The organism is Kribbella capetownensis (genome assembly GCF_004331485.1).
Classification (GTDB): Bacteria; Actinomycetota; Actinomycetes; order Propionibacteriales; family Kribbellaceae; genus Kribbella; species Kribbella capetownensis.
The window spans coordinates 413329-438931 of sequence record NZ_SJKD01000008.1 but is presented as its reverse complement, the minus strand read 5'-3'; the positions used below and the strand labels follow the sequence as shown (position 1 = coordinate 438931).

The following is a 25603-nucleotide window of genomic DNA, read 5'->3' as shown; positions in this document are numbered from 1 at the left end:
CAATAATCGATGTAAGTCCGCACGCGAATTTCTTCGAGTTGCCTGGAGCAACGGTTTCCGCAGGTGTCAGTTGCTGAGGGCAATACCGACGGCGACCGGGTTCTCACCGGACCTGAGGGTGACGGTCGCGGTCGTCAGATTGTCCGGCAGATGGCCCGTGAAGGTGATCGTGCCGTGCTCGGTACCGCCGGACGGGAACTTGCCCGGCCACTGGCTACGGGAGTCGTCGGCGCGGATCGCGTTGCCCTCCGGGCCGGTGAGGGCGACGTTGCTGTCGAGCGGCAGGGCGACCGACTGATCGCCGGCGTTCTTGACCGCAAGCTGCACGCGGGTGAAGTGGCTCGTGTACGTCACGTTCTCGACGGTGACGGTCAGCCCTTCGAATGCCTTCCCGACCGGCTTGACCAGGCGGGCCTCGCCGGACTCCTTACCGGTGACGTAGCCGGCGGCGTACTGGGCTGCGGCGGTGAGCGCGAACCCGCCGACGCCGACGCCGAGCAGTACGACGACGATCGCGACGACTACGGAGACGTTGAGACGGCCGGGGGCGCGTTCCTGCGGGCTGAGTGCGTCCATCAGGGCGACGACCATCGCGGTGATGAGTGCGATGACCGGCGGTACCAGCCAGCGGAGCGGCCCGCCGGGGCCGGAGGAGAGGAAGGTGATGATGAGGTTGATGAAGAGGCCGAGTGCGAGTAATGCGCCTGCTACTGCGAGCACACGGCCGAGCCTGACCTGGCCGACCTCATCCGCGTCTGCGGACCGTCGCGTCTTGGCTTTCGCGGCGCGCGCCTCCGCCGTGCGCGCCTGCCCTGTACGCGATGTCGGCCGGGCGCCGGCTGCACCGCGTGATGTCTGCGGCCCGCCGGCTGGGGCGACGCTTGCTTGGTCCTCGGCCCGACCGGTCTCGGGCCAGCCGGCCGACTCGTTCCGGCCGGCCTGCGACCGGTCGAACTGCACCGGCACAGTCATCCCAGCAGCCCACGGCGACCGAGCCGGCTCCGGATTGTCCGCCGACGGATAAGCCCCCCAGTCCCCAGCCCCAACCGCAACCCCCTCACCCACAACCCCACCAAGCCCCTCATCACCCCGCTCCCCACCCGCCGCCCCAAACTCCCCATCGGCAGGACCAAACGGACCCACACCCTCCTCAGCCCCAGCAGGCGCGAACGGGCTCGAACCCTGGCCACCCTCACCCGACCCGAAGCCGCCCGGCTCACCCCCACCCGGGCCGAACGGGCTAGCGCCCCGCTCGTCTCCGGGTGGGGCGAAGCCCCCCGGCTCAGCCTGGGCTGGCGGGAAGCTGCCTGGCTCGCCCTCGGCCGGGGCGAACGGGTTCGCGCGGTGCTCGCTCTCGGGTGGCGCGAAGCTGCCCGGCTCGCCTTCACGCGGTGCGAAGCCGCTGGGCTCGCTCTCTGGTGGGGCGAATGGGCTTGCGGCTTGCTCGGGTTGGGGTGGGGCGAAGGGGTTTGTGGCTCGGTCGGTCTCGGGTGGTGTGTGCGGGTTTGCGTGCTGGTTGGGGTCGGGTGGGGTGGAGGGGCTTGGTTCCTGGTGGCTGTTGGGTGGGGCGACTGGTCTCGGGCCGCGGTCGGCGAGGCTGGGGCCTCGGTCGGCGGGGTTGGGCGGGGTGAACGCGCTTGCGTCCTGGTCGGGATCAGGTGGCGTCGGCTGTTGCTGGTGGGCGGTGGGTGCGTACGGGCTCGGGTTGGGTTCGGACTCGGGCGGGGCGAAGGGGTTTTGGCCTTGGTCCGCGCGGCTGGTTGGAGGAGTGACCGGGGCGTACGCGGCTGGGTCGCCGAGCGCGAGGGGCTCCGCGAGGGAGAACCGGTCGGCAACCTGGGGCCGCTCTGCGGATCCGGAAGGTGTCGCCGCAGGAGGCTCGCCTGAGTCGGGGTGGTGCGCTGAGGCGTCCGGCTCTCGGTACGACGCCTCGTCGGGCGCGGCGTATGCACGGTCTGCCTGTCCTGAGAACGCGTCCTCCGCAGGCGCGCGGTACGGGTCCTCTGCCGGCGCGGAGTACTGCTCCGCGGGCTCGGCGTACTGGTCGTCCGCGGGCGCGGCGTACTGCTCGTTCGCCGGGGCGGGGTAGGCGTCGGCGGGGTGCGGGAAGTCGGCAGGTGGGGGATACGCGGCCGCTGGAGGGGGCTGAGGCGGAGAGAACGAGGCCGGTTGAGCGTCCGCGGGTGAAGCGAAGGAGCCGGGCGGCGCCTCTGCCTGTGTGAAGGAGGCGGGCGGGGTTTCCGCGGGGGTTAAGGAGGTGGGTGGGGCTTCTGGGGGTGGGGCGGCTTGGGTGGGGGTTTCGTGGAAGGTTAGGACTGAGCGGCCGATGTGGATTTGGTCGTTGTTGGTGAGGGGGGTGGGGGCGGCCAGGCGGCGGCCGTTGAGGGCGGTGCCGTTGCGGGACTCGTCGATGAGGGTCCAGGTGCTGCCCGAGCGCGTGAGGCGGGCGTGGATGCGGGAGATCTGGTCGTCCGCGGTCAGCCGGATGTCGGCGTTGGAGGCGCGCCCGATGGTGATCGAGTCGCTACCGTCCGACAGATCCCAGCGCTGACCGCCCAGCGACAGCGCATGTTCCATTTCCACTACGCCCTAACACCCCACGAAGCAGCCGACTCGTCTGCGCGATTCTGCCTGTACCACCCTCACCTGGTCCAGAGCACCAACAACGCACCGAGCCTAATCAACCGCCGGTACGGCGACCCCGACGGGGCCGCCGTACTGGGTGACGGACGGCACTACCCAAGCGTCATCCGGGGCTCACCGTTGAGCAGGCCGGTGCCGGAGATGGTGCAGGTGCCGCCGCGGTTCTGGGTGTAGGTCTGGCGGACGCAGGAGCGAAGCGCGAGCTGGGCCCAATAGTTCGGGTGCAGGCTCTCCTGGATGTAGTAGTTGGAGCCGACCGTGGTGACGGTGCGGATCTGGTTGATCCACTCGGTCTTGTCGACTGCTGTGGGCTGGGTCCACGAGCTCAGCCCGACCTCCTCGTAGAGACCGACCGAGCTCTCGCACAGCCGGCGGCCGTTGAAGGCTGACTGGAGCTCGAGCAGGCGGACGTTCCCGAGCCCGGACTGCCCGATCGCCGCGCGGACCGTGTTGTTGATGGTGACGAGCGCGGTGTTGTTTGCCCAGTCGGCGTCCGCATTCCAGAATCCGCAGCCGCCCACGCTCTGCCGCGTGTAGCCGCTCTGCCCGTACCGGAACCCACTCCCACCCGGAATCGGCGACGGGTACGTCTGCACCAGCAGCGTCCACGCGTTGTCGCCGTACCCGGCGTTCCGCATCGCGGTGCGCACGTTCTGGAAGGCGGTCGCGATCCTCCCGCGTACGGCGGTGACGTTGGCCGAGGTGAAGTTGGCGACGACCGAGGAGTCGTCCTTGCAGTAGTCCGGGAACCAGGACGGCGACAGCAGGAAGTCGGTCACACACTGCGTGACGATCGACGCGAACTTGAAGTCGTTGCCGCCGATCGAGACGACCACCTGCCGCACGTTGTGGCCGGCCGCGAACTGCTGCAGCATTTTCGCCTGCCCGAGATGCCCTGCGCCGTCGTCGTAGAAGTCGATGCCTGGCTTGAACTCGTCACCAGAGCTGGTCGCGGTGCTGGCGCCGGAGCAGGCCAGGTTCAGTCCGCCGACACCGCCGCCGATGAACGCCTCGGCGGAACTGCTGCGGTGGCACCGTGGGATCTGCTCGGCGGTGCGACTCGCGTTGTCGTGGTAGGCGTGCGCACCGAGCGCGTCGGCCGGTGCTTCGGAGTTGTTCGAGCTGCCGGCCCAGCGGCCTGCCTCGCCCGAGATGTAGGAGTCGCCGAGGGTGACGACGTACGGCGTCCCGGTGCCGGGACCGTCGGCCCGGGCGGGGGTGGCGACCAGGCAGAGCCCGGTCATGGAGAGCACGAGGAACGTGGACACTCGACGCACGAGTGAGCGGGACGGAATGTTCACCGGAGGACCTCTCTCGCCGGAGGGCGGCCGCGGGGCGGCGACTGCCGTGGCAAGAAAGGTACTCAGAAGTAACCGCGAGAGACAGACCGAGAGTGCTGGCACGTTTGCGCCCTGTCACCGCCGTGTCAGGGACGTAACGACAGGAGGTGCCGCCATTTCTCGCTAGTTTCCGCCGCCGAACACGCCTGACGACTCGGCGACGGTCGGGATACCTCCTGTCGTTACGTACCGGGCAGGCTGGCCGGCACGTAGTGCGTCTCCCACCAGGTCTTCCAGCGCGCGTCCAGTGCGTCCCGGTCGACGTCGCCGTACAGGCTGAGGATCGCCATCGCGGAGCCTTCCGGCTTGAGCTCGCCCGGCGGGATGTAGCTGAGCACGAGCAGACCGTTGCCCCAGGCATCGACTGTCAGGCCGACCTGGTGCTCCGAGGTGTACAGGACCTCGCCCTTCACCGCTTCGCCGACCAGGTCAAGCTCGTACGATGTACCGGCCGGCCGGATGTCGACACCCAGCTCATCGGTCAGCGAGGCGGCGCCGGTGCCGACGTAGAACAGCGTCCGCCGCTCGTCGTCCGGGTGCTGCTCCAGCGCGAACTTCAGCTGGTTGACGAACGTCGTCCAGCCCTCGGTGATGTCGTCGTAGTACGCCTCCCAGTCGGGATTCGCGCCGCGCGGCGACCGGGTCAGCGTGATCCGCGACCCGCCCTCGACCGGTTCGACCACGAACCGGTCGCCGTCCCCGAGGACCAGTGTCCCGACCTGGCTGTCGTCGACCTTGGTGAAGTAGATCAGGTCGATCTCCTCCTCCAGCCCGCCCTGGGTGCCTTCGTACTCCCAGCCGTGCCAGTGCCGGATCTTGTCCTTGTTCCGCAGTGCGTCCCAGACCGCCTCGGCCGGCGCGGCCACGGTCACCACGATCCGCGGTGTCTCCTCGCTCATCCTTGTTCTCCTTCGGTACGTCGTGATGCCGGGTGGCCGCCGGCGATCAGGCGATAGGGCCGCCCATTCTCAGTGTCGAACTGTTCGATGGTCCGCCGCACTGCCTCGGTCAGGGCATCGGTGAAGCGGTGTACGTCGCCCGGTTCGGCGAACCGCACCTCGGCCTCCAGCGTGAACGTGAGCAGCCGTTTGCCGTCGGCGTCGGCCGCGCTCTGCATCCGGGCCACGTCCCGGACCGTGCCGGCGGCCACGTCCACCAGGTGCTCGGCGGCGTACTGGTCCTGGATATCGGTGAACGCGTGACCCATCACGGCCGGATCGACCACCAGCGTCGCGGCCTTCGCGCGCAGGATCCGCTCGATGAATCCACGCCGCTGCCGCTCCTCGACGAGCGCGATCAGCCCGGCCTTCTCCAGCTCGCGCAGGTGGTAGTTCACCCGCTGCCGGGGCAGCTCCAGCGCAGCGGCGAGCTGGGTCGCCGAGGACGGCTCGCGGAGCAGTTCGAGCAGCCGCCGCCGGATCGGCGACAGTGCCACGCGCAGCTTCTCCGGCTCCTCGACGTATCCCAGCATGCGCCCAATCTCTCCTTGACAGAAAAATTTGTCAATAGAGTGAACTGCGCTGATGAAACGATGAGCGGCATGGGGTTGGTCGGGCCGCAGTTGCCGGTGGGGACGTAGGTGGTGATCCGGGTCGCGGCACCCGACGACCACGGCGGCACGGCGCAACGCGGGGCCACCGGCCGCGTCGCCGGCATCACCCCGGACGGCCGCTACACGGTGCGGCTCGCCGACGGCCGGGAGACGCTCGCGCGCCGCGACGAGTTGAGTCTGCGTACGGCGTACCAGGACGAGGCGATCGAATTGGACCAGCCGGACGGCCACCGGCTGGTGCTGGAGCACACGATCTACGCGGCGGTCATCGGTTCGAGGGCGTACGGGCTGCAGATCGAGACGTCGGACACGGACAGCCGCGGGGTCTATGTCGCGCCGACCGAGTCGTTCTGGTCGCTGGCCAAACCGCCGACGCACGTCGACGGACCCGAGGAGGAGTGGTTCTCCTGGGAGGTCGAACGGTTCTGTGAGCTGGCACTGAAGGCCAACCCGAATGTCCTCGAGGTGATCCATTCGCCGCTCGTGGTCCAGCAGACACCGTTGGGGGAGGAGATGCTCGAGCTCCGCGGCGCCTTTCTCTCGCAGCTCGTGTATCAGACGTACTCCGGTTATGTGCTGAGTCAGTTCAAGAAGCTGGAGACGGACATCCGCCGCGACGGTGCGCCGAAGTGGAAGCATGTGATGCACCTGATCTGGTTGTTGCTGGCCCGCACTCTGTTGTTGGAGGCAAAGCTCGTCGTCGACGCCGGCCCGTATCGGGATCGGCTGCTGGCGATCAGGCGTGGCGACGTGCCTTGGGCCGAGGTCGAGCAGTGGCGCCTCACCTTGCACGAAGAGCTCGACAAGGCCCTGCAGCGAACGGTTCTGCCGGCCACCCCCGACGTCGCCCGCATCGACGCCTGGCTCCGCTCGGTCCGGAAGAGGAGTCTCGCAACTCCGACGTCGAGCTGACGCCCCGCTCAGCATCTGACCTGCGGGGTCTTCCTTCGTTGTAAAGAGCCGGGGCGGAGCCCTAGGGTATTTACTTAACTTCGTGAAGCATTGACATCTGGGCTGGCGGGGTAAATAGTTCCGTCCTGAAATCAATCAGAAAGCGGAGTGAATCAACAGTGTCGAACATCGAGGTGCTGCAGCTTCGCGCTGCCGGGGTCAGCTTGGTGCTGGACTGCTCGGGTCCCACGCTTCCGTCCGTGCTGCACTGGGGTGCGGACCTGGGTGAGCTGGACGAGCGGGCTCTGCTGGAACTGAGGCGTGGGGCCGGCGCCGTGCAGGACGGCAGCGGTCTCGACGACAACCTTCCGGTCGCGATCCTGCCGGAGTACTCGGCGGGCTGGTTCGGTCTGCCGGGACTGAGCGGCCACCGTGACGGGCAGAACTTCTCCGCGAGCTTCCGGCTGGCCAGCGTCGCGCAGACCGACAACACCGTGCAGATCGACGCCGAGGACGCCGACGCGGCGCTCAAACTCCGCCTCACCATCGAGCTGACCGACTGCGGCCTGGTGCGGGCCAAGGCGGACCTCACCAACACCGGCGGGACGCCGTACACGGTGGACGGGCTGGTGCTCGCGCTGCCGGTTCCGACCGAGGCGACCGAACTGCTCGACCTGACCGGCCGGCACATCGGCGAGCGGCACCCGCAGCGGCACGCGTTCACGCAGGGCGCTCACGTCCGCGACAACCGCCGCGGCCGCACCGGCGCCGACGCAACCCTGCTGCTGATGACCGGCACCAAAGGCTTCGGCTTCCGCGACGGCGAGATCTGGGCCGTGCACACCGCCTGGAGCGGCAACCACCGGTCGTACGCCGAGCGCGGCATGAGCGGGTACGCCGTCATCGGCGGAGGCGAACTGCTGCTCCCAGGCGAGGGACGCGTGCAACCGCAGGGCACCTACAGCACGCCATGGCTCTACGGCTCGTACGGCGTTGGCCTCGACCAGGTGTCGGCCCGCTTCCACGAGCACCTGCGGTCCCGATCTGTCCACCCGCGGAGCGAGCGTCCCGTCGTACTGAACACCTGGGAGGCCGTGTACTTCGACCTCGACCTGGACAAGCTGAAGGCGCTCGCTGACGCGGCCGCCGAGGTCGGGGCAGAGCGGTTCGTGCTGGACGACGGGTGGTTCCGCGGCCGCCGTGACGACCACGCCGGTCTTGGCGACTGGTACGTCGACGAAGGGATCTGGCCGAAGGGCCTGCACCCGCTGGTCGACCACGTCAAGGGTCTCGGCCTGCAGTTCGGCCTCTGGGTCGAGCCGGAGATGGTGAACCCGGACTCGGATCTGGCCCGCGAGCACCCGGACTGGATCCTTGCCACCGGCCACCGGATGCCACCGACCGCGCGGCACCAGCAGGGCCTGAACCTCGGCGTACCGGCGGCGTACGACTACATCCTCGAGCGGCTCGACTCGCTTCTGACCGAGTACGACATCGCCTATCTGAAGTGGGACCACAACCGCGACTTCGTTGACGGCGGCAACCAGCTGACCGGGACGGCCGGCATCCACGAGCAGACGCTCGCGCTGTACCGGCTGATCGACGAGTTGAAGCGCCGGCACCCCGGGCTCGAGATCGAGTCCTGCTCGTCCGGCGGTGCCCGGGTCGATCTCGGCATCCTCGAGCGCACCGATCGGGTCTGGGGCAGTGACAGCAACGACGCGCTCGAACGCCAGACGATCCAGCGCTACACCGAGCTGCTGCTGCCGCCGGAGCTGATCGGCTGCCACGTCGGGCCGCCGAGGGCGCACACCACCGGCCGCACGCAGACGCTGTCGTTCAGAGCGATCACCGCGCTGTTCGGCCACTTCGGCATCGAGTGGGACATCGCGTCCGCCTCGCCGGAGGAGCGCCAGGAGTTGGCGGGCTGGGTTGCCTTGCACAAGGAGCTGCGGCCGCTGCTGCACACCGGCAAGGTGGTCCGTGCCGACCGCGGTCCGGACGACTTCCTGCTGCACGGCGTGGTCGCGCAGGACGGTTCGCGCGCCGTGTACGCCGCCGTACAGCTGACGCAATCGGTGACCTCGGCCGTCGGCCGGGTCCGGCTGCCCGGCCTCGACCCGCAGCGAACCTATCGGGTCCACAAGACCGTGACACCCGGGCCCGAGTCGCGCGCGGCGGCATGGTCGGCCGACGGTGGACAGGTAGAGCTGAACGGCGCAGCGCTGGTGGCGGTCGGCGTACACCTTCCCGCGCAGTGGCCTGAGAACGCGATCTTGCTGGATGTGACTGCGATCGACTGACCCCCAGTCGATCGGCGACTGAAAAGGAGATCCCCGTGACCGTGACAACCAATGCTCCACCTGACAGACAACACAGTCGCGGGGATACCCAGGCGCCGCCTGCTCGGCGGCGAAACCTGGGTGACCTGAAGGTCGCGATGATCTTCCTGGCCCCGGCCACCCTCGGCTTCGTCGTGTTCTACATCTGGCCGACCCTGCGCGGTGCGTACCTGAGCTTCACCGAGTACAGCCTGCTGACGGCGCCGCAGTTCAACGGGCTGGACAACTACCGGCGGATGATCCACGACAGCTTCTTCTGGAACGCGCTCGTGGTCACGGTCGAGTACGTCGTGATCAACATCGGCGTCCAGACCGTCCTGGCGGTCGGCATCGCGATGCTGATGTACCGGCTGACCAAGTCGATCACGGTCCGCGCGGCGATCCTGCTGCCGTACCTGGTCGCGAACGTGGTCGTCGCGCTGGTCTGGTACTGGATGCTCGACTTCCAGGTCGGCATCGTGAACCAGGGCCTCACCTGGATCGGGATCGATCCGGTCGCGTTCTTCGGCGACTCGCACTGGGCGATCCCGACCATCGCCGGCATCAACGTCTGGCGGCACATGGGCTACACCGCGCTGCTGGTGTTCGCCGGGCTGCAGACGATCCCGTCGTACGTCTATGAGGCGGCCGAGGTGGACGGGGCGAGCGAGTGGAAGTCGTTCTGGCGGATCACGCTGCCGCTGCTGCGGCCCGTTCTGGTGATGGTCCTGGTGGTCACCATGATCGGGTCGTTCCAGATCTTCGACACCGTCGCGGTGACGACGCAGGGCGGTCCGATCAACGCGACCCGGGTCATCTACTACTACATCTACGAGCGGGCGTTCACCCGGTTCGACTTCGGGTACGCCTCGGCGATGGCGCTGGTGCTGTTCGCCATCCTCGCGGTGGTCTCGTTGCTGCAGCTTCGGTTGCTCCGGGCAAGGGAGAGTGACCTCGCATGAGAAAGCCACTGAATCTGGGCCGGATCGTCGCGTGGGTCCTGTTGGTCCTGCTCCTGATCCTCACGATCTTCCCGTTCTACTGGATGTTGCGTACGGCGTTGTCCAACAACACCCAGCTCGCCGGCCACCCGAATTCGCTGCTCCCGGTGGAGACCACCCTGGGCGCGTTCAAGCGAGTGCTCGGGTTGTCGACCATCGAGGAGGCGCAGGCACAGGGCGGTTCAGGTGCCTCGGTCAACTTTTGGCTGTACCTGCGCAACTCGTTGGTCGTGGCAACGGTCACGACCGCGTGCCAGGTGTTCTTCAGCGCGATGGCGGCGTACGCGTTCGCCCGGCTGCGCTGGCCCGGGCGGGACAAGGTGTTCGCGCTGTTCCTGGCCGCGCTGATGGTGCCGCCGATCTTCACCACGCTGCCGAACTTCGTGCTGATCAAGAACCTCGGGCTGCTGAACAGCTTCGCCGGCATCATCCTGCCGGGCGCGTTCATGACGCCGTTCGCGATCTTCTTCCTGCGCCAGTTCTTCCTCGGCATCAGCCGGGAGCTGGAGGAGGCGGCGATGATCGACGGCGCCGGGCACCGCAAGATCTTCTTCGGGATGATCATCCCGATGAGTGCGGCGCCGATCGCGACGCTGGCGATCCTGACCTACATCAACTCCTGGAACGACTACTTCTGGCCGTTGCTGGTCGGTCAGCAGGAGAACGTCCGCGTGCTCACGGTCGCGCTCGGTGTGTTCCGGTCGCAGACCCCGCAGGGTGGACCGGACTGGGCCGGGCTGATGGCGGCGACGCTCGTCGCGGCGCTGCCGATGATCGTGCTGTTCCTGGCCTTCGCCAAGCGGATCACCAACTCCATCGGCTTCTCTGGGATCAAATGATGACACTTCTCTCCAGAAGGACCCTGCTGAAGGCAGGACTGGCGGGCCTCGCCGCCTCCGCGGTGGCCGGCTGCAACAACGGTGCCGCCTCGCGCGGCGAAGGCGAAGTCATCTACTGGCTCTGGGACTCCGCCCAGCTGCCGATGTACACCGAGTGCGCCAAGGTGTTCCACGAGCAGAACCCGCAGTACAGCGTGAAGATCGAGCAGTACGGCTGGAACGACTACTGGCCGAAGCTGGTCACCGGGTTCATCTCCGACACCGCGCCGGACGTGTTCACCGGACACTCGTCGAAGTACCCGCTCTTCGCGGACAAGGGCCAGGTGCTGGCGATCGACGACTATGTTGCGAAGGACAACGTTGATCTGAGCATCTACCAGAAGGGTCTGGCCGATCGCTGGATCGGTGCCGACGGCAAGCGGTACGGACTGCCGAAGGACTTCGACACCGAGGTGTACTTCTACAACAGCGCGTTCACCGAGGCGGCCGGGATCAGCACCGAGCAGCTGAACTCGATGACCTGGAACCCGCAGGACGGCGGCACCTTCGAGCAGATCGTCCGCCGGCTCACCGTGGACTCCAAGGACCGTCGCGGCGACCAGCCGGGGTTCGACAAGGACAACGTGAAGGTCTACGGCCTCGGGTACGCCGATGCCGGCGGCGCCGACGGGCAGACCAGTTGGAGCTGGTACACCGCGATCAACGGCTGGAAGTACTCCGAGGGCGAACCGTGGGGGACGAAGTTCTTCTACGGCGACCCGAAGTTCACCGAGACGATCGGCTGGTGGCGCGGCCTCATCACCAAGGGGTACATGCCGACGTACGCGCAGGCGAAGTCCGGGGTCGACGTGACCACGAGCTTCGGTGCGGGCAAGTACGGGATGACCCCGAACGGGTCGTGGATGCTGGCGACGTACGCCGGCCTGAAGCAGGTGAAGACCAAGCTGGCCCGGCTCCCGATCGGCCCGATCGGGAAGCGGATGTCGATGATGAACGGCCTCGCGGACACCATCTGGGCCGGGACCACCCGGCGCGAGGCGTCCTGGGCCTGGGTGAAGTTCCTCGGCTCGCAAACCGCCCAGGACATCGTCGCCAAGGCCGGCGTGGTCTTCCCCGCGGTCTCGGCCAGCCTGCCCGCGGCCAAGGCAGCGTACGCCGCCGACGGCTGGGACGTGACACCGTTCCTCGAGACGGTGGAGGCCGGCGACGTCTTCCCCTATCCCGCCAACCCCAACGCTGCTGACGTGACCGCGGTCATGACCCCCGCGATGGACGCAGTCATGTCCTTCGAAGCCGAACCCAGCTCCCTCACCAAAGCCAACAACGACGTCAACCAAATCCTCTCCACCACCACCTGACGTGGCGTCCGCCGGGGCCCGGCCGCGGGCCTCGGCGGGCTGGGCCGGGGGTTGGGGTCGGGGTTTGCCCGGGAGGGGTGTACGCCCGGGGGAGTACGTCGTACTGCGTCGGTGGGCGCAGGGTGCTCCTGCGGGGGTAGGTGAGGTGTCGCCGCTGAGGCGACGCGGTGACAGGGGATTGAAAGACACGCTTGGTGCAATCGCAGAAGTCGAGCACCGAGGAGTGTCATGAACGACGAGAGGCCGGGCGGACCGATCCGTATCGGCGACAGCGAACGCGAGGACGCGATCAGGCGTCTGGGCGAGCACTACGAAGCCGGCCGGCTCAGCGCGGAGGAGCACACCGAGCGCGTCGGTCAGGCACTGGAAGCGAAGACCGAGGCCGACCTGGCCGGGCTGTTCGCGGACCTTCCGGGTGAGCACCAGGGTGGTGCGAGCGAGAGCCAGGAGGGTTGGACCGGTCCGTGGGGCTGGCAGCGGCCGCCGTGGACGTCGCCGGAGAACGCCGCCGGCGCGACCGGGCCGGGTGGACGCGGGCCTGGTGGTCAAGGCAAGGGCGGACGAGGCAAGGGCGGACGCAGACGGCCGGAGTGGGCTGCTCGGGGACCGTTGGGCAAGATCCCGTTGCCGGTGCTGATCGTGCTCGGCGTGATCGGGCTGATCGCGTCGATCGGGTGCACCGTGGGCGGCGGGCATCCGCCGATCCTGCTGTTCGGACTGATCGTGGCCGCGGTCATCGTGATCCGTAAGCGCCGGCAGGAGCGCCGCGCATGAGGGCGACGTACCGGACCCTCGGTCTGCTGATCGCGATCGCGGTGGTGCTGCAGGTGGCAGCGATCGCGCTGGCCGGCTTCACCATCGCCAAGGATGCCGACGACGGAACCACGATCGGGGCGGACTACAGCAACTTCGGGCAGAGCTACCACAGCATCGCCGGTACGGCCATCGGTCTGCTCGCGCTGATCTTCCTGATCGTGTCGTTCCTGACCGACGTCCCGCGCGGCCGGACCCTGGCCGGGATCGTGGTCGGCCTGGTCGCACTGCAGTTCGTCCTCGCGGTGGTGTCCTTCGGGGTACCGGCGCTCGGCATCCTGCACGGCATCAACGGTCTGGCGATCGCCGGAGTGGCGGGTGCTGCCGCCCGACGCGCCGCCGTACCCAGCCAGACTGTGACCAGTGGCTGACGCGAAACCGCGCCGCTTGCGGGCCCGGTTGATCGCTCTGGGGATCGCTCTGGCGGTACTCGTACCGCTGGGGTATCTCTGGGCGACCAGCCTGGTCCCCGGCGAGTATTCCCCGACCGAGATGGGGTACGCCGACTTCGGCGGCGGACCGGAGTCCGGCGGGCACGAACACCACCACGGCATGAACGTCGCCGACCTCACCGGCCCGCGGACCGGTACGCCGGATGTCGCGGTGACGCTGACGGCGCGGAAGCAGAAGTTCCAGCTCGCGAGCGGTGAGACGGTCGAGGGCTACACGCTCAACGGGACCTCGCCGGGTCCGCTGATCCGGGCGAAGGTCGGCGATCTGGTCCAGGTCACGCTGGTGAACGAATCCGTCAAGGACGGCGCGACGCTGCACTGGCACGGGATCGACGTACCCAACGCCGAAGACGGTGTCGCCGGCGTGACGCAGGACGCCGTACCGGTCGGTGGCAACCACGTCTACCGCTTCCGCGCCGAGCAGGCCGGGACGTACTGGTACCACTCCCACCAGGTCTCCGCCGACGAGGTGAAGGGCGGCCTCTTCGGCACGATCGTGATCGCGCCCAAGGAGCCCGGCGAGGTTGTGGCCGCGATCCACACCTACGACGGGAAGCGGACGATCAACGGTCGGACTGGCTCACAACACATCGACCTGCCTGCCGGTACGACGGCCCGGGTGCGAGTTGTGAACACGGACAACTCGATCCTGCGCGTCGGTCTGATCGGTACGCCGTACAAGGTGGTCGCCGTGGACGGTCGCGACATCCACGGTCCGACAGCCGTCACAGCGGCGTACCCGCTGGCGGCCGGTGCTCGGGTCGACCTCGAGGCCGTGGTGCCCGCGGGTGGGATGCGGCTGGTAGCGGGCGCGGCCAACGTGTCGGTCGGGATCGGTCCGGCAGGCACTGAGCCGCCGTCGGCCGAGTTGCCGGCGAAGACGGTCGATCTGCTGAAGTACGGGACGCCGGCCGCGCTCGGGTTCGACCCGGGGAAGGCCGACCGGAACTTCGAGTACCGGATCGGACGGCGGCCCGGGTTCCTCGACGGGGTGCCAGGGCTGTGGTGGACGATCAACGGCCACAAGTACCCCGACGTACCGATGTACATGGTTGCCGAGGGCGACGTTGTACGGATGAAGATCTCCAACAGCAGCGGTCAGGCGCATCCGATGCACCTGCACGGTCACCACGCGGTTGTGTTGTCCCGCAACGGTGTCAAGACCACCGGCTCACCCTGGTGGATCGACACCCTCGAGGTCGGCAACGACGAGACCTACGAGATCGCGTTCGTCGCCGACAATCCCGGCGTCTGGATGGACCATTGCCACAACCTCCCGCACGCCTCCCAGGGCCTGATGACCCACCTCATGTACGAGGGCGTCAGCACGCCGTACCGGATCGGCGGGAAGTCAGCCAACGAGCCCGAGTGACTGCTCGGAGTGCTGGGCCAGATGCATCGCCGCGATCCGCGCGCACGCCGCGTCGATCGCGGCGCGCTGGGAGTCGTAGGAGCCGTACCAGAGCGGGTTGTCCGGCTGTGGGTCCAGTTCGTCCTCGATGTCGGCGTACCACGCGCCCGCGGTGCGAAACACCCGCGCGTGCAAGTGGATCTCCGTGCCCAGCTCGTTCACCGCACCACTCCCTGGAGTGAGACCGTGTACGTCTCCAGCATGGAACGGGCGAACCGCGGAATCGGCCAGCGACACGCGGAGTGATCAGGTCACCAGAACGCTGATCCGCTGGGCCGAGTTGTTGGCGAAACCACCGCGGTTCCACGGGGCCTCGATCGGCTGCTCGCGGCCGCTGGCGTCGTACGCGCGGACAGTGAGGACATGCTCGCCGGGTGTGGCATCCCAGTCGTGGGTGAAGGCCCGCCAGGCGTACTCGTCGTTGCCGGGGGCATCCAGTTTGACGGTCTGCCAGGTGACGCCGGCGTCGGTGCTGATCTCGACCCGCTCGATCGGCGCCCAGCCGGACCAGGCCCGGCCCTCCAGCGTGATGGTGCCTTCGGCAACGAACCGGTGCCGGCTCATGAAGTCCGGGAAGCCAGGCGGGACCAGCAACGCGCGCGGCTCGATCCGGCTCACCGGCGCGCCCGCATCGTCTTGTCCGGTGCGGAACCGGTACGCGACCGCGTTCTGGAAACCCCCGAACGCGTGGTCGATCAGCTCGATCGACCGGAGCCACTTGACGCTCGCCATCCCGTACCAGCCGGGGACGACGAGGCGCAGCGGATAACCGTGTTGCGGCGGCAACGGCTGCCCGTTCATCTCCCAGGCGATGATCGCGCCGGAGTCGACCGCCTCGGTGAGAGTCAGCCCACGCTGATAGTCCTGCTCGATCCCGCGCTCGACCCCGTGGTCCGCTCCGGTGAACACGACATCCACGGCATCGGAACGGATCCCGGCCGCCCGCAACAGATCGGACAGCAGCACCCCGGTCCACTCCGCCGTACCGACGGCCTCGGTCAGCCACGGCTGGCTGATCGGCCGCGGCTGCAACGTCGCCCGTCCGTTGCCCGCGCACTCCAACGTCACCCGGACGGTACGGCGACCCATCGCGCGCAACTCGGTCAGGCCGAACGACAACGGCTGCTCGACACAGCCGTCGACGGTGAGCCGCCAGTTGGACGCGTTCGTCATCGGGATGTCGTAGTGCACCAGCACGTAGTGCAGTCCGGCCGGCGTCACGTCGTACCGCAACGCCTCCATGGGCATCCCGTGATTACGTGCCGCGAGCTGCAACTCGTCACCGGTGATCCCCTCACCGGTGTCCGCCAACCGCCCCCGCACACTGAATTGCTCGACTGACATGCAGATCCCTCCCCTAGGGCCAACCCTAGAGGTCTCGACCTGTTACAACCAGCCGTTGTCCAGGGCGATGCGGGCGGCTTCGGCCCGGGTCCGGGCGCCGGTCTTGCCGATCGCGGCCGAGAGGTGGTTCCGGACGGTGCCCTCGGACAGGTGCAGATCCTTGGCGATGTCGGCGACGGTGCCTCCCTCGCGGGCGGCCCGCAGTACGTCGGACTCCCGGCCGGTGAGCGGGCTCGTCCCGGCGACGAGCGTTTCGGCGGCGAGTGACGGATCGACGACGCGCAGCCCCTGGTGCACCCGACGTACGGCGTCCGCGAGTTGGGCGGCGGGAGTGTCCTTGACGACGAAACCGGCCGCACCAGCCTCCATCGCGCGGCGCAGGTACCCTGGCCGGCCGAACGTGGTCACCATGAGCACCCGCACACCCGGTACGGCGGTCCGCAGCGCGGCGGCGGCCTCGATACCGTCCAGCCCGGGCATCTCGACGTCGAGCAGAGCGACGTCCGGCGTGGTCGCCTTCGCGGCTGCGATCACCTCGTCGCCGCGACCGACCTCGGACACCACATCCAGATCGGGTTCGAGGTCCAGCAGCGCGGCCAGGGCTCCACGGACCAGCGCCTGGTCGTCCGCGATCAGCAGTCGGATACTCACGGGCCAACTCTGACAGCCAGCCGGAATCCGCTTCCAGCCGCCTGGCCGACCTGCACACTCGCACCGGCCTCGTCGGCCCGTTCCCGCAGCCCGACGAGCCCGTGACCGGACGCGCCGCCGCCGGGCGTCGGCCCCTTCCCGTCGTCCAGTACTTCGATCTGGTTGGCGGTGATCCGGATCGTGCAACGCTTCGCACCGGAGTGGCGTACGACGTTCGTGACGCCCTCCCGGACCACCCACGCGAACAGCTCGCGGTTCTCCTCGGGCACCTCGTCGATCGTGGTCGGCAGGTCCGCCTTGATCTCGGCCGCCTGCAACGCGGCCCGCGCCGACACCAGCTCACCGGCGAGGCTGAGCTCCCTGTACCCGGCAACAGCCGCTCGTACGTCGGCCAGCGCCGCCCTGGCGAGGCTCTCCACATCCGCTACCTCGGCCGCGGCCCGCTCCGGGTTCGCCTCGATCAACCGGCCGGCCAGCTCGGCCTTGACCGTGATCACGGTCAGCGAGTGGCCGAGGATGTCGTGCAGGTCCCGGGCGAACCGGTTCCGTTCCTCCTGGACGGCCAGCCTGGCCATGTCCTGGCGAGTCGCGGTCAGCTCGATACTGCGCTGGATCGCCCGTCGCATCCCGAACACGGCCAGCGCGCCGAGGAAGATCGCGAACCCATAGCTCCCGTCGTCGCTCCAGCCCGGCACCAGTCGCATCGACAGCTCCGCGCCGCCGAGCAACACGGCCACGAGCGCCACCGCAACCCTCACGTCGAGGGCGATCATCGCGATCGCCGCGATGTAGACCAGGCAGGTGAGTGCCTTCTGGCCGGCCGTCGGGAGCATCAGGAACGTCAGTGCCAGCATCCCGGCCAGGTACACGAGCCGCTGCCACATCGGGATGGCGTTGGTCCCGAGGCCGACTCGGCGCATCCAGCCGAAGAATCCGAGGTACGCGATCGCGAAGAGGATCACCGTGGCCAGGCCGAACACCCGCATCGCGCCCTGCTGGGTGGTCGCGATCTCCTGGAACGGCTGGGCCAGGTAGAACAGCCAGATTCCGGCCGCCAGCCAACCCCACCGGCCCGGGCCGGAGCGGTCTCCGCGCTCGGCCAGCGCTTCCAGCAGGGTTGGCGTCCGGCTCATGGTGGTCACGGTATGCCCTGGCTCCGGCTCGCGTCCCTCAGGCCCGCGCGGTGTCGGCCTGGTACCGGCGCAGGCCGATGAAGCCGAGTACGACGGTCCAGCCCAGCACCACCAGCAGTGCCTGCATGTCCAGGCCGCTGTCCGTCAACGCGCTCCGGGAGCTCAGACCGGTCCAGTACGCCGGAGTCAGCTGTGCGATGTGCTTCATCAGCGACGGCATCGAGTCCACCGGCAGCCACAGTCCGCCGAAGGCCGCGATCAGCATCGTGGCCAGACCGGTGATCGGCTGCACGCTGTCCGGCTTGGCGACGTACCCGATGACCAGGCCGATCGCGGCGAACGGCAGGGCGCCCAGCCACGACACCAGCGCGACCGTCACCCACTGCCCGGCGTCCAGGTGCACGTGCCCGACGATCAGGCCGAACAGGAACACGACCAGCAGCGGCGGGATCGCCAGCAGCAGCGACAGGATCACCTTCGTGGTCACATACGCCTGCGGCTTCAGCGGGGTGAGCCGCAGGGTGCGGTTCCAGCCACCGTCGCGCTCGGCCGCGATCACGCCGCCGCTGCTCATCGCGGCCGACATCGAGCCGAACATCGCCATACTCACCATCACGTAGGCGATCGCCGAGATCCCGCCCTCGTTCGCGTCGTCCGGCAGCGTCAGGCCGAAGATCATGAACAGCACCAGGGGCATCAGGATCGAGAAGATCAGCACCCGCCGGTTCCGCAGCGTGCGGCGGATGTCGAACATCAGGTAGTCGCGGTTCATGCGAGGCTCTCCCGTTCCTGGTAGGCACTGTCTGCGCTGATCGCCAGGACGGCGTCCTCGAGATCCGCGGAAGTCACTTCGATGTCGTGGGCGGGGGTGTTGTTCAGCAGGTAGCGCAGGGTGTCGTCGGAGTCCGCGCACTGCAGCAGGACGACGTCGCCGCGGGTCTCGACGTTGCGGACACCCGGCAGCGATGCGAACGCCGCAAGATCGGCGCCAGGCACGGTCGCGCGGATGGTCCGGCCGGAGACGCTCGCCTTGATCTGCGCCGAGGTGCCGTCGGCAACGACCTTGCCGTTGCGCATCAGTACGACGCGGTCGGCGTACGAGTCGGCCTCTTCCAGGTAGTGGGTCGCGAACAGCACGGTCCGGCCGCGTGCGGTCTCGGCGTGCATCGACGCCCAGAAGTCGCGCCGCGACTCGACGTCCATCCCGGTCGTCGGCTCGTCCAGCACGATCAGGTCCGGCTGCGGCAGGATCGCCATCGCGAACCGCACCCGCTGCTTCTGACCGCCCGACAGGCCCTTCATCTTCCGGTCGGTCAGGTCCGCGATGCCGGCACTCTCGAGTGCTTCCCGCACCGGCATCGGGTTCGTGTGCAGGCCCGCGACCAGGTTCAGGAGTTCGCCGACCTTGGCGTCCTCGATGATGCCGCCGCTCTGCAGCATCACCCCGACCTGGCCCTTCGCGATCGCGTCGGTCGGCGTACCGCCGTACACTTGCACGCTGCCCTGGTCCGGCCGTACCAGCCCGAGCAGCATCTCGATCGTCGTGGACTTTCCGGCCCCGTTCGGCCCCAGCAGCGCGACCACTTCGCCGGCCCGGATGGACAGATCCACCCCGGCGACCGCCTGCACCGGCCCGTATTTCTTGGTCACGCCCGTCAGGCTGACCGCAGTCGTTGTCGTCATACCTGAAAGCTTCCGCGAGTACGCCGTTCCGCCCCTGGATCGCTCGTCACGACCCACCCATGACATCCGTCAGCCGGGTCTCAGGGTCGTTCCTCAGGGTCCTCCCGCACCCCGGCCAGATACGCACCGAGCCGACGCACGTAAGGCAACCGATCCTCGGCACTTGCGGGCTCGGCGAGGTGGCGGGTGTTGTAGAGGTTGTCGCCGGGATACCGCGGGAAGACGTGGACGTGGTAGTGCCAGGCGTCCTGGTAGCCGGCCGGCTCGTTGTGTTGCCGGGTGGAAACGCCTTCGCAGTCGTAGGTGTGACGAATCGCGATGGCCATCTCGCGCACAACATCATGTACGGCGTGGCCGTCGGGCGCCGGGAGGTCGTAGAGGTTCTCGTGGTGCGCGGTCGGGACGACCAACACGTGACCGCGATTGTTGGGCCACCAGCGGGAGGCTACGAAGGCGAGTGCGCGGTCCGTTCGCAGTACGACGTCGTCCTGGGTGGTGAGGGCGTCCCCGCCTCCGGCGGCCAGGCGGCAGAACGGGCAGTCGTAGTTGGGCGGCTCATGGTTGAACATTTCGACTCCGATGGAATTGGGTTGACCTGTGGGAGCAGGGCTGTGAGGCTCCGGTGCCGTGTCCAAGGTTCGCAAGTTGCACGACGACGAGGTCGATATCGACGCGTCGTTGGTGGCGCGTCTGCTGACGGAGCAGTTCCCGAGCTGGGCCGGCCTTCCGATCCGCGTGGTCGAATCGTCGGGCACGGACAACGTGACGTTCCGGGTCGGTGATGACCTGGCGGTGCGGCTGCCGCGGACCGCGTCGACGCAGGGGCAGGTCGAGAAGGATCTGACCTGGATGCCGAGGCTGGCTCCGCATCTGCCGCTCGCTGTACCGGCACCGCTGGCGCTCGGGAAGCCGGGAGCGGATTACCCCTTCACCTGGGGCGTGTACCGGTGGCTGGAGGGTGAAGCCTTCCAACTGGACCGGCTCGCCGACCCGGTGACCGCCGCGAGGGATCTCGCCGGATTCGTTCACGCCTTGCAGGAGGTCGACACGACCGGTGCCCCGGTTCCGCCGGACGATCCGTTCAGCCGGGGTACGCCGCTGGCCCCGCGGGACAAGCTGTTCCGCGAAGCGGTCGAGGAGTTGCGGGACGAGTTCGACACCGGAGTCCTGCTCGCGGCCTGGGAGGAGTCGCTGGCGGCGGACACCTGGGACGGTTCACCGCGGTGGATCCACGGTGATCTGATGCCCGGCAACCTACTGGTTGCCGATGGCAAGCTGTCGGCGGTGATCGACTTCGGCACCGCCTGGGCCGCCGATCCGGCGGCCGATCTGCTCGCCGCGTGGTACACCTTCAGAGGCGACTCGCGACGCGCATTCCGCGAGGCGATGGAGGTCGACCACGACACCTGGGCCCGGGCCCGCGCCTGGGTCCTGTCGTTGACGATCATCGCGACCCCGTACTACCGGACCCGCAACCCTGACGCCGTAGCCGGCGTTCACGACTTCGTCGACGAACTCCTGGCCGACTTCACCAACGACTAGTTGTCGAGCTGACAAGGAGCGAAGGCCGCCGGTCCAAGTCAGCTGAGGAAGAGCGAAGGCCGGCCGTCCACCTCAGCTGAGGATGAGCGGGAGGCGCGCGGTCAGATCGCCCAAGGTGGTTTCCTCCGCGTCGGTCGGCGTACGTCGACCGGTCCCCATCAGCAGGACATCCGTGTCGGAGAACTCTGTGGGGAAGGATGCCTCCGCGATCTCCTCGAGCAGGGCACGCGCTGCCGCGAGCGTCTCGGCCGGTGGCGCGTCGGCTGACGGCCGATGGGCGATCAGGTCGAGGTGGTGCAACGTCCACTCGAGCACGTACGCCGACAGGTAGTCGCCGACGGTCAGCACCTGTTCCTTCGTACTGACGCGCGCACCCCGATCAGCGAGTACGGCGGCCCGTCCCGCGGCAGACCCGAGGTCGTCCAGGTGGAACGTCAGCAGCCCTGGATCGCCGTACGCGGCAGCCAGTCGAGGGATCAACGCATCCAGCGGATCGTCACCGGTCGGCGGTGTGTGCGACACCTTCCAGTACGTCGCCGCGTTGCGCGTCGGCTCGGACTCGGCGGGTGTGGCCAGGGTGATCAGCACATCCTGCGCGTCGATGACCAGGTGACACACGAGGTCCCGGACCAACCATCCTGCACAGCCGGACGGCTTCCCGAAGTCCTCCTCCGGCGTCTCCGCGACCGCCGTACGCAACGCTGCCCATGACTCCGCGAACAGATCCACCGCGGTACGGTACCGCTGCTCAGGCGGTGCTGAGGGTTTGCAGACCTTGCCAGAGGAGATCTTGGAGGGTCCGGGCCACCTTCTCCGGAGTGGGTGGGGCGGGGACCCGGCTGCGCCAGATGGCCAGGCGTTCGGTGGCGCCGGAGATGCTTTGCGCGATGATCTCGATCTCGTCGTTGTCGGCGGTGCGGCCGGGTGGGAGGTTCATCCGGACCATCGCGGAGATCAGTTCGATGAAGGCGGCGCGGACCTCGTCGGTGGCGGCCGCTGCGGGGCCGGCGGCGGGGTTGGTGCTGAGCATGCCTTCGTCGATCAGGACGGACCAGGCCTGCGGGTGGTCGTCGAGGAACTGGAACCAGGCGACGAAGCCGGCGTACAGCGCGTCCTCTGCGTCGGTGGCAGCCATCACCGCGTCGGACACGGTCTCCAGGAGTTGGGCCCGGAGGCGGGCGAGGCAGGCGAGGAACAGGCCGTCCTTGGAGCCGTAGTACTGGTAGATCAGGGGCTTCGAGACCCCGACCTCGGCCGCGACGTCGTCCATCGACGTGCCCTGGTAGCCGCGCTCGCCGAAGATCCGCTCGGCGGCCTCCAGCATCTCGCGCTCTCGCGCAGCCCGATTCCGGCGCCGCTTCGGCGGCTCGACACCCTCCACCACCCCACTCTCCACGGCGCGTTCTGCGCCCGACTCAGCGCCGGATTTTGGGGCGGTGCTGACTGCCTGAGGGGATGGCTTGGGCGTGGGGGACGTCACTTGCACACTCTAACTGACTCCGAGTAACTTACTGGGAGTAAGTTGTTGTCCGGAGGCTGGAGGGCTCGATGGCGGACGAGGTCACGCGGGAGACCAGGCATCACCGGATCGTGGTGATCGGGACCGGATTCGCCGGGATCGGGATGGCCGTCCGGCTCAAGCAGGCCGGGTACGACGACTTCGTCGTACTGGAGCGTGCGGACGACGTCGGAGGCACCTGGCGGGACAACACCTATCCGGGCTGCCGGTGTGACGTGCCCTCGCATCTCTACTCGTTCTCCTTCGCGCCGAACCCGGACTGGTCGTCGACGTTCTCGCCGCAGCCCGAGATCGAGGACTACCTGCGCAAGGTCACCGACCGGTTCGGCGTCCGCCGGCACATCCGCTTCGGTCATGCCGTCGAGGCGGCGTCCTGGCAGGACGGTCAGTGGCGGATCCGGACCAGTCAGGGTGAGTTCACCGCCCAGTTGCTGCTGTCCGGGATGGGTCCGCTCGCCGAGCCGTCGGTGCCGACGCTTCCGGGGATCGAGTCGTTCGAGGGAGAGGTCTTCCACTCGGCGCAGTGGGATCATGACCTCGACCTCAGTGGCCGCAAGGTCGCGGTGATCGGGACCGGCGCGTCGGCGATCCAGTTCGTGCCGGCGATCCAGCCGGAGGTCGAGGAACTGCACCTGTTCCAGCGCACGCCGCCGTGGGTGCTGCCGCGGCCGGACCGCAGGATCACCGAGGCCGAGAAGGCCGTGTTCCGCCGGTTCCCCCTGGTGCAGAAGGCGGTCCGGGCCGGGATCTACTGGGGTCGCGAGTCGATGGTGCTCGGGTTCGCGAAGCTGCCGTCGATCATGAAGCAGGCGCAGAAGGTCGCCGAGAAGCACCTCGAGCACCAGGTCCGCGACCCGCTGCTGCGCGCGAAGCTGACGCCGGACTTCACCCTCGGCTGCAAGCGGGTGCTGATCTCCGACGACTACTACCCGGCGATCACGAAGCCGAATGTCGAGGTCGTCACCGACGGGGTCGCCGAGGTCACCCCGACCGGGATCGTCACCGCGGACGGTGTGAAGCACGAGGTCGACACGATCATCTACGGCACCGGCTTCCGGGTGACCGACCTGCCGGTGATGGACATGGTGCACGGCCGCGACGGCCTGTCGCTGCGTGACGCGTGGTCGGGCGGCATGGAGGCACACCTCGGTACGGCGGTCTCCGGCTTCCCGAACTTCTTCCTGCTGATCGGACCGAACACCGGCCTCGGCCACAGCTCGATGGTGTTCATGATCGAGTCGCAGATCGCTTACATCCTGGACGCGCTGAAGACGATGGACAGCGAGGGCCTGCAGCGGGTCGAGGTGCGGCCGGACGTGCAGCGCGCCTTCGTCGACGGCGTCCGGTCCTCGATGCGCAACACGGTGTGGACCCGCGGCGGCTGCACCAGTTGGTACCTCGACTCCGAGGGGCGCAACACCACGCTCTGGCCGTCGTTCACCTTCCGGTTCCGCCAGTTGACCCGCCGCTTCGATCCGGCCGAGTATCGAACTCTCGCTATGTGACATCGATCGTGTTACATTCGATCAGTCAGATAGCTGTGCTGATCGGAGGGCGATCCCGTGCTGGAGCTCTTGCTGCCGCTGCACGGGATCGGCGGGCGAGGCGACCTGCCGGTGCCGCTGTGGCTGGCGATCTACTCCGCCGGCGCGGCGGTGGCGGTCTCGTTCTTCGCCCTCGCCGCGTTCTGGTCGCGGCCGCGCTTCGAAGTTACTGCCGGTAAGTCACTCGACCACCTCACCCGGCTGGTCGACGCGAGGCCGACGCGCTGGATACTCAAGCTCGTCGGGCTGGCAGCACTCGCGCTGATGCTCGGCTCCGCCTGGTTCGGCAGCAGCGAGCCGGCTCTGAACCCGGCGCCGACCTGGCTGTATGTCTGGATCTGGGTCGGCATCATCCCGCTCTCGCTGGTCTTCGGCCCGATCTGGCGCCTGGCCAACCCGTTGCGCACGATCGCGGGCCTCGCGCGCAGGACGTCGTACCGGAAGTTGCCCGAGGGGATCGCCTACTGGCCGGCGGTCGCAGGGCTGGCCGGGTTCCTCTGGCTCGAGCTGGCGTATCCGGACGGCTCCGAGCCGATCGTCGTCGCGATCTTCGCGACGATGTACGCCGCCGCAAATGTTGCCGCGGGCATCGTCTACGGGCCGGCCTGGTTCAGCATCGGCGACAGCTTCGAGGTGTACGCCGAAGTCCTCGCACGACTGAGTCCGCTCGGCCGTGGTGCGGACGGTCGCCTGGAACTGCGGAATCCGCTGGCCGGCCTGGCCACCATGCCCCAGCAGCCGGGGATCGTTGGACTTCTGTGTCTGTTGCTCGGATCAACGGCCTTCGACGGGATCTCGCGCTGGTCTGCCTGGACGCGATTGACCGGCGACCTCAGCCGTACGCAGCACATCGCCGTACACACGCTCGGCCTGATGGTCGCGGTCGCGATCGTCACCGGCTTGTTCCTGCTGGCATCGCGGACGACCGGCGCGGCGCGGATCCGGCCGGGCGTGGTCGGGCGAGCCGGGTTGCCGGGAGCGTTCGTGCACTCGCTGGTGCCGATCGCGATCGGGTACGCCGTCGCGCACTATTTTTCGTTCGCGATGTTCCAGGGCCAGGAGGGTCTGCTGCTCGCCACGGATCCGTTCGGGCGGGGTTGGGACCTGCTCGGGACCAGCGGGATGCGGGTCGACTACGCGTTCCTCGGCACCGGGCTGATCGCGGGGGTCCAGATCGGTGCGATCGTGCTCGGACACGTACTCGGGGTGGTGTCCGCACACGATCGCGCTGCGGAGTTGTTCCGCCGCCGGCAGTTGCGACGGGCGCAGTACCCGATGCTGGCGGCCATGGTCGCCTTCTCCGCGGGCGGGATCGCGCTGGTGACGGCGTCATGATCGCACTGCACATGGGCGGTATCCCCGAGACCGCGATGGTGCTCGGTCCGCTGCTGCTGATCGCCGCCTTCATCCGGATCGCCCGCCGCCACGAGGCCGAAGGCCCGGACGACGAGTACGACGACTGGGACCCGGATCTCGGCGATCTTCCGGCCGAACCGACAGCGTCGGCGGAACCCGCGGAGGTCAGCGAGGGATCGGAGACCCTGACGATCAGGCCGCCTTCCTGAT

25 protein-coding genes and 1 pseudogene are annotated in these 25603 nt (G+C 68.3%); 12 read left to right on the top strand and 14 right to left on the bottom strand.

Going from position 1 to position 25603, the window contains the following annotated elements:
* Positions 1-66: 66 nt before the first annotated feature.
* The 5 genes and pseudogenes from E0H75_RS44350 to E0H75_RS32835 all read right to left on the bottom strand — a co-directional run bounded on the left by E0H75_RS44350 (position 67) and on the right by E0H75_RS32835 (position 5454).
* The gene (locus tag E0H75_RS44350) at positions 67-972 is read right to left on the bottom strand and encodes a hypothetical protein (protein ID WP_238163400.1); all 906 of its coding nucleotides are present in this window, start codon (positions 970-972) and stop codon (positions 67-69) included.
* 1389 nt (positions 973-2361) lie between these two features.
* Positions 2362-2577, bottom strand: a pseudogene (locus E0H75_RS45105) (FHA domain-containing protein); the annotation flags it as partial.
* A gap of 158 nt (positions 2578-2735) precedes the next feature.
* A complete protein-coding gene (locus E0H75_RS32845) occupies positions 2736-3944 on the bottom strand; it encodes an SGNH/GDSL hydrolase family protein (RefSeq protein WP_238163398.1) in 1209 nt (402 codons plus the stop codon).
* Positions 3945-4165: 221 nt separating this feature from the next.
* Positions 4166-4882, bottom strand: a complete 717-nt coding sequence (locus tag E0H75_RS32840; RefSeq protein WP_131517571.1) for an SRPBCC family protein — start codon at positions 4880-4882, stop codon at positions 4166-4168.
* Positions 4879-5454 (bottom strand): winged helix-turn-helix domain-containing protein, encoded by a 576-nt coding sequence (locus E0H75_RS32835; RefSeq protein ID WP_238163397.1) that lies wholly within the window; start codon positions 5452-5454, stop codon positions 4879-4881. Before E0H75_RS32835 ends, E0H75_RS32840 begins: the two co-directional genes overlap by 4 nt.
* A gap of 111 nt (positions 5455-5565) precedes the next feature.
* On the opposite strand from E0H75_RS32835, the gene E0H75_RS32830 reads away from it, so the two are divergent.
* The 8 genes from E0H75_RS32830 (at position 5566) to E0H75_RS32795 (ending at position 14582) form a co-directional block, all read left to right on the top strand.
* Positions 5566-6447, top strand: coding sequence for a nucleotidyltransferase domain-containing protein (locus E0H75_RS32830; protein ID WP_238163396.1), 882 nt, complete (start codon positions 5566-5568; stop codon positions 6445-6447).
* 158 nt (positions 6448-6605) lie between these two features.
* Entirely contained in the window at positions 6606-8729 is a 2124-nt protein-coding gene (locus E0H75_RS32825; protein ID WP_131517570.1) for an alpha-galactosidase, read from the top strand.
* 137 nt (positions 8730-8866) lie between these two features.
* Positions 8867-9709: a carbohydrate ABC transporter permease gene (locus tag E0H75_RS32820; protein WP_202873289.1), complete on the top strand. Its 843-nt coding sequence runs from the start codon at positions 8867-8869 to the stop codon at positions 9707-9709.
* Complete coding sequence (locus E0H75_RS32815; RefSeq protein ID WP_131517569.1) at positions 9706-10587, top strand: carbohydrate ABC transporter permease; 882 nt, start codon at positions 9706-9708, stop codon at positions 10585-10587. The genes E0H75_RS32820 and E0H75_RS32815 overlap by 4 nt, the downstream gene beginning before the upstream one ends.
* Positions 10584-11945, top strand: a complete 1362-nt coding sequence (locus tag E0H75_RS32810) for an ABC transporter substrate-binding protein (RefSeq protein WP_131517568.1) — start codon at positions 10584-10586, stop codon at positions 11943-11945. Before E0H75_RS32815 ends, E0H75_RS32810 begins: the two co-directional genes overlap by 4 nt.
* Before the next feature lie 228 nt (positions 11946-12173).
* Complete coding sequence (locus E0H75_RS32805) at positions 12174-12719, top strand: DUF1707 SHOCT-like domain-containing protein (protein WP_131517567.1); 546 nt, start codon at positions 12174-12176, stop codon at positions 12717-12719.
* Positions 12716-13129: a hypothetical protein gene (locus tag E0H75_RS32800; protein WP_131517566.1), complete on the top strand. Its 414-nt coding sequence runs from the start codon at positions 12716-12718 to the stop codon at positions 13127-13129. Before E0H75_RS32805 ends, E0H75_RS32800 begins: the two co-directional genes overlap by 4 nt.
* Positions 13122-14582, top strand: a complete 1461-nt coding sequence (locus E0H75_RS32795) for a multicopper oxidase family protein (RefSeq protein WP_238163395.1) — start codon at positions 13122-13124, stop codon at positions 14580-14582. The genes E0H75_RS32800 and E0H75_RS32795 overlap by 8 nt, the downstream gene beginning before the upstream one ends.
* Here the strand turns inward: E0H75_RS32795 and E0H75_RS32790 are convergent.
* From E0H75_RS32790 to E0H75_RS32760, 7 genes are all read right to left on the bottom strand, one after another.
* Positions 14562-14783, bottom strand: a complete 222-nt coding sequence (locus E0H75_RS32790) for a hypothetical protein (RefSeq protein ID WP_131517565.1) — start codon at positions 14781-14783, stop codon at positions 14562-14564. The genes E0H75_RS32795 and E0H75_RS32790 overlap by 21 nt on opposite strands.
* A gap of 84 nt (positions 14784-14867) precedes the next feature.
* Positions 14868-15965, bottom strand: coding sequence for a sulfite oxidase (locus E0H75_RS32785; protein ID WP_131517564.1), 1098 nt, complete (start codon positions 15963-15965; stop codon positions 14868-14870).
* Between the two features lie 42 nt (positions 15966-16007).
* Positions 16008-16616, bottom strand: coding sequence for a response regulator transcription factor (locus E0H75_RS32780; RefSeq protein WP_131517563.1), 609 nt, complete (start codon positions 16614-16616; stop codon positions 16008-16010).
* Positions 16613-17749, bottom strand: coding sequence for a sensor histidine kinase (locus E0H75_RS32775; protein ID WP_131517562.1), 1137 nt, complete (start codon positions 17747-17749; stop codon positions 16613-16615). Before E0H75_RS32775 ends, E0H75_RS32780 begins: the two co-directional genes overlap by 4 nt.
* 37 nt (positions 17750-17786) lie before the next feature.
* Positions 17787-18521 (bottom strand): ABC transporter permease, encoded by a 735-nt coding sequence (locus tag E0H75_RS32770; protein WP_131517561.1) that lies wholly within the window; start codon positions 18519-18521, stop codon positions 17787-17789.
* A complete protein-coding gene (locus tag E0H75_RS32765) occupies positions 18518-19432 on the bottom strand; it encodes an ABC transporter ATP-binding protein (RefSeq protein ID WP_131517560.1) in 915 nt (304 codons plus the stop codon). The genes E0H75_RS32770 and E0H75_RS32765 overlap by 4 nt, the downstream gene beginning before the upstream one ends.
* Positions 19433-19512: 80 nt before the next feature.
* Positions 19513-20001 (bottom strand): HIT family protein, encoded by a 489-nt coding sequence (locus tag E0H75_RS32760; protein ID WP_131517559.1) that lies wholly within the window; start codon positions 19999-20001, stop codon positions 19513-19515.
* Positions 20002-20059: 58 nt separating this feature from the next.
* Between E0H75_RS32760 and E0H75_RS32755 the strand changes: the two genes are divergently transcribed.
* A complete protein-coding gene (locus tag E0H75_RS32755) occupies positions 20060-20974 on the top strand; it encodes an aminoglycoside phosphotransferase family protein (RefSeq protein WP_131517558.1) in 915 nt (304 codons plus the stop codon).
* A 72-nt stretch (positions 20975-21046) separates the two neighbouring features.
* Here the strand turns inward: E0H75_RS32755 and E0H75_RS32750 are convergent, their stop codons facing one another.
* Together E0H75_RS32750 and E0H75_RS32745 are read right to left on the bottom strand one after the other, a co-directional pair.
* Positions 21047-21703 carry a maleylpyruvate isomerase N-terminal domain-containing protein gene (locus tag E0H75_RS32750; RefSeq protein ID WP_131517557.1) on the bottom strand — a complete coding sequence of 219 codons (657 nt, stop codon included), beginning with the start codon at positions 21701-21703 and terminating at the stop codon, positions 21047-21049.
* 19 nt (positions 21704-21722) lie between these two features.
* Positions 21723-22355, bottom strand: coding sequence for a TetR/AcrR family transcriptional regulator (locus E0H75_RS32745; protein ID WP_238163394.1), 633 nt, complete (start codon positions 22353-22355; stop codon positions 21723-21725).
* A 167-nt stretch (positions 22356-22522) separates the two neighbouring features.
* Between E0H75_RS32745 and E0H75_RS32740 the strand changes: the two genes are divergently transcribed.
* From E0H75_RS32740 to E0H75_RS32730, 3 genes are read left to right on the top strand one after another with little or no spacing between them, the layout of a single operon-like run.
* Entirely contained in the window at positions 22523-23998 is a 1476-nt protein-coding gene (locus E0H75_RS32740; protein ID WP_131517556.1) for a flavin-containing monooxygenase, read from the top strand.
* A 57-nt stretch (positions 23999-24055) separates the two neighbouring features.
* A complete protein-coding gene (locus E0H75_RS32735; RefSeq protein ID WP_238163393.1) occupies positions 24056-25372 on the top strand; it encodes a hypothetical protein in 1317 nt (438 codons plus the stop codon).
* Entirely contained in the window at positions 25369-25602 is a 234-nt protein-coding gene (locus tag E0H75_RS32730; protein WP_131517555.1) for a hypothetical protein, read from the top strand. The genes E0H75_RS32735 and E0H75_RS32730 overlap by 4 nt, the downstream gene beginning before the upstream one ends.
* The last annotated feature ends 1 nt before the right edge of the window (position 25603 follow it).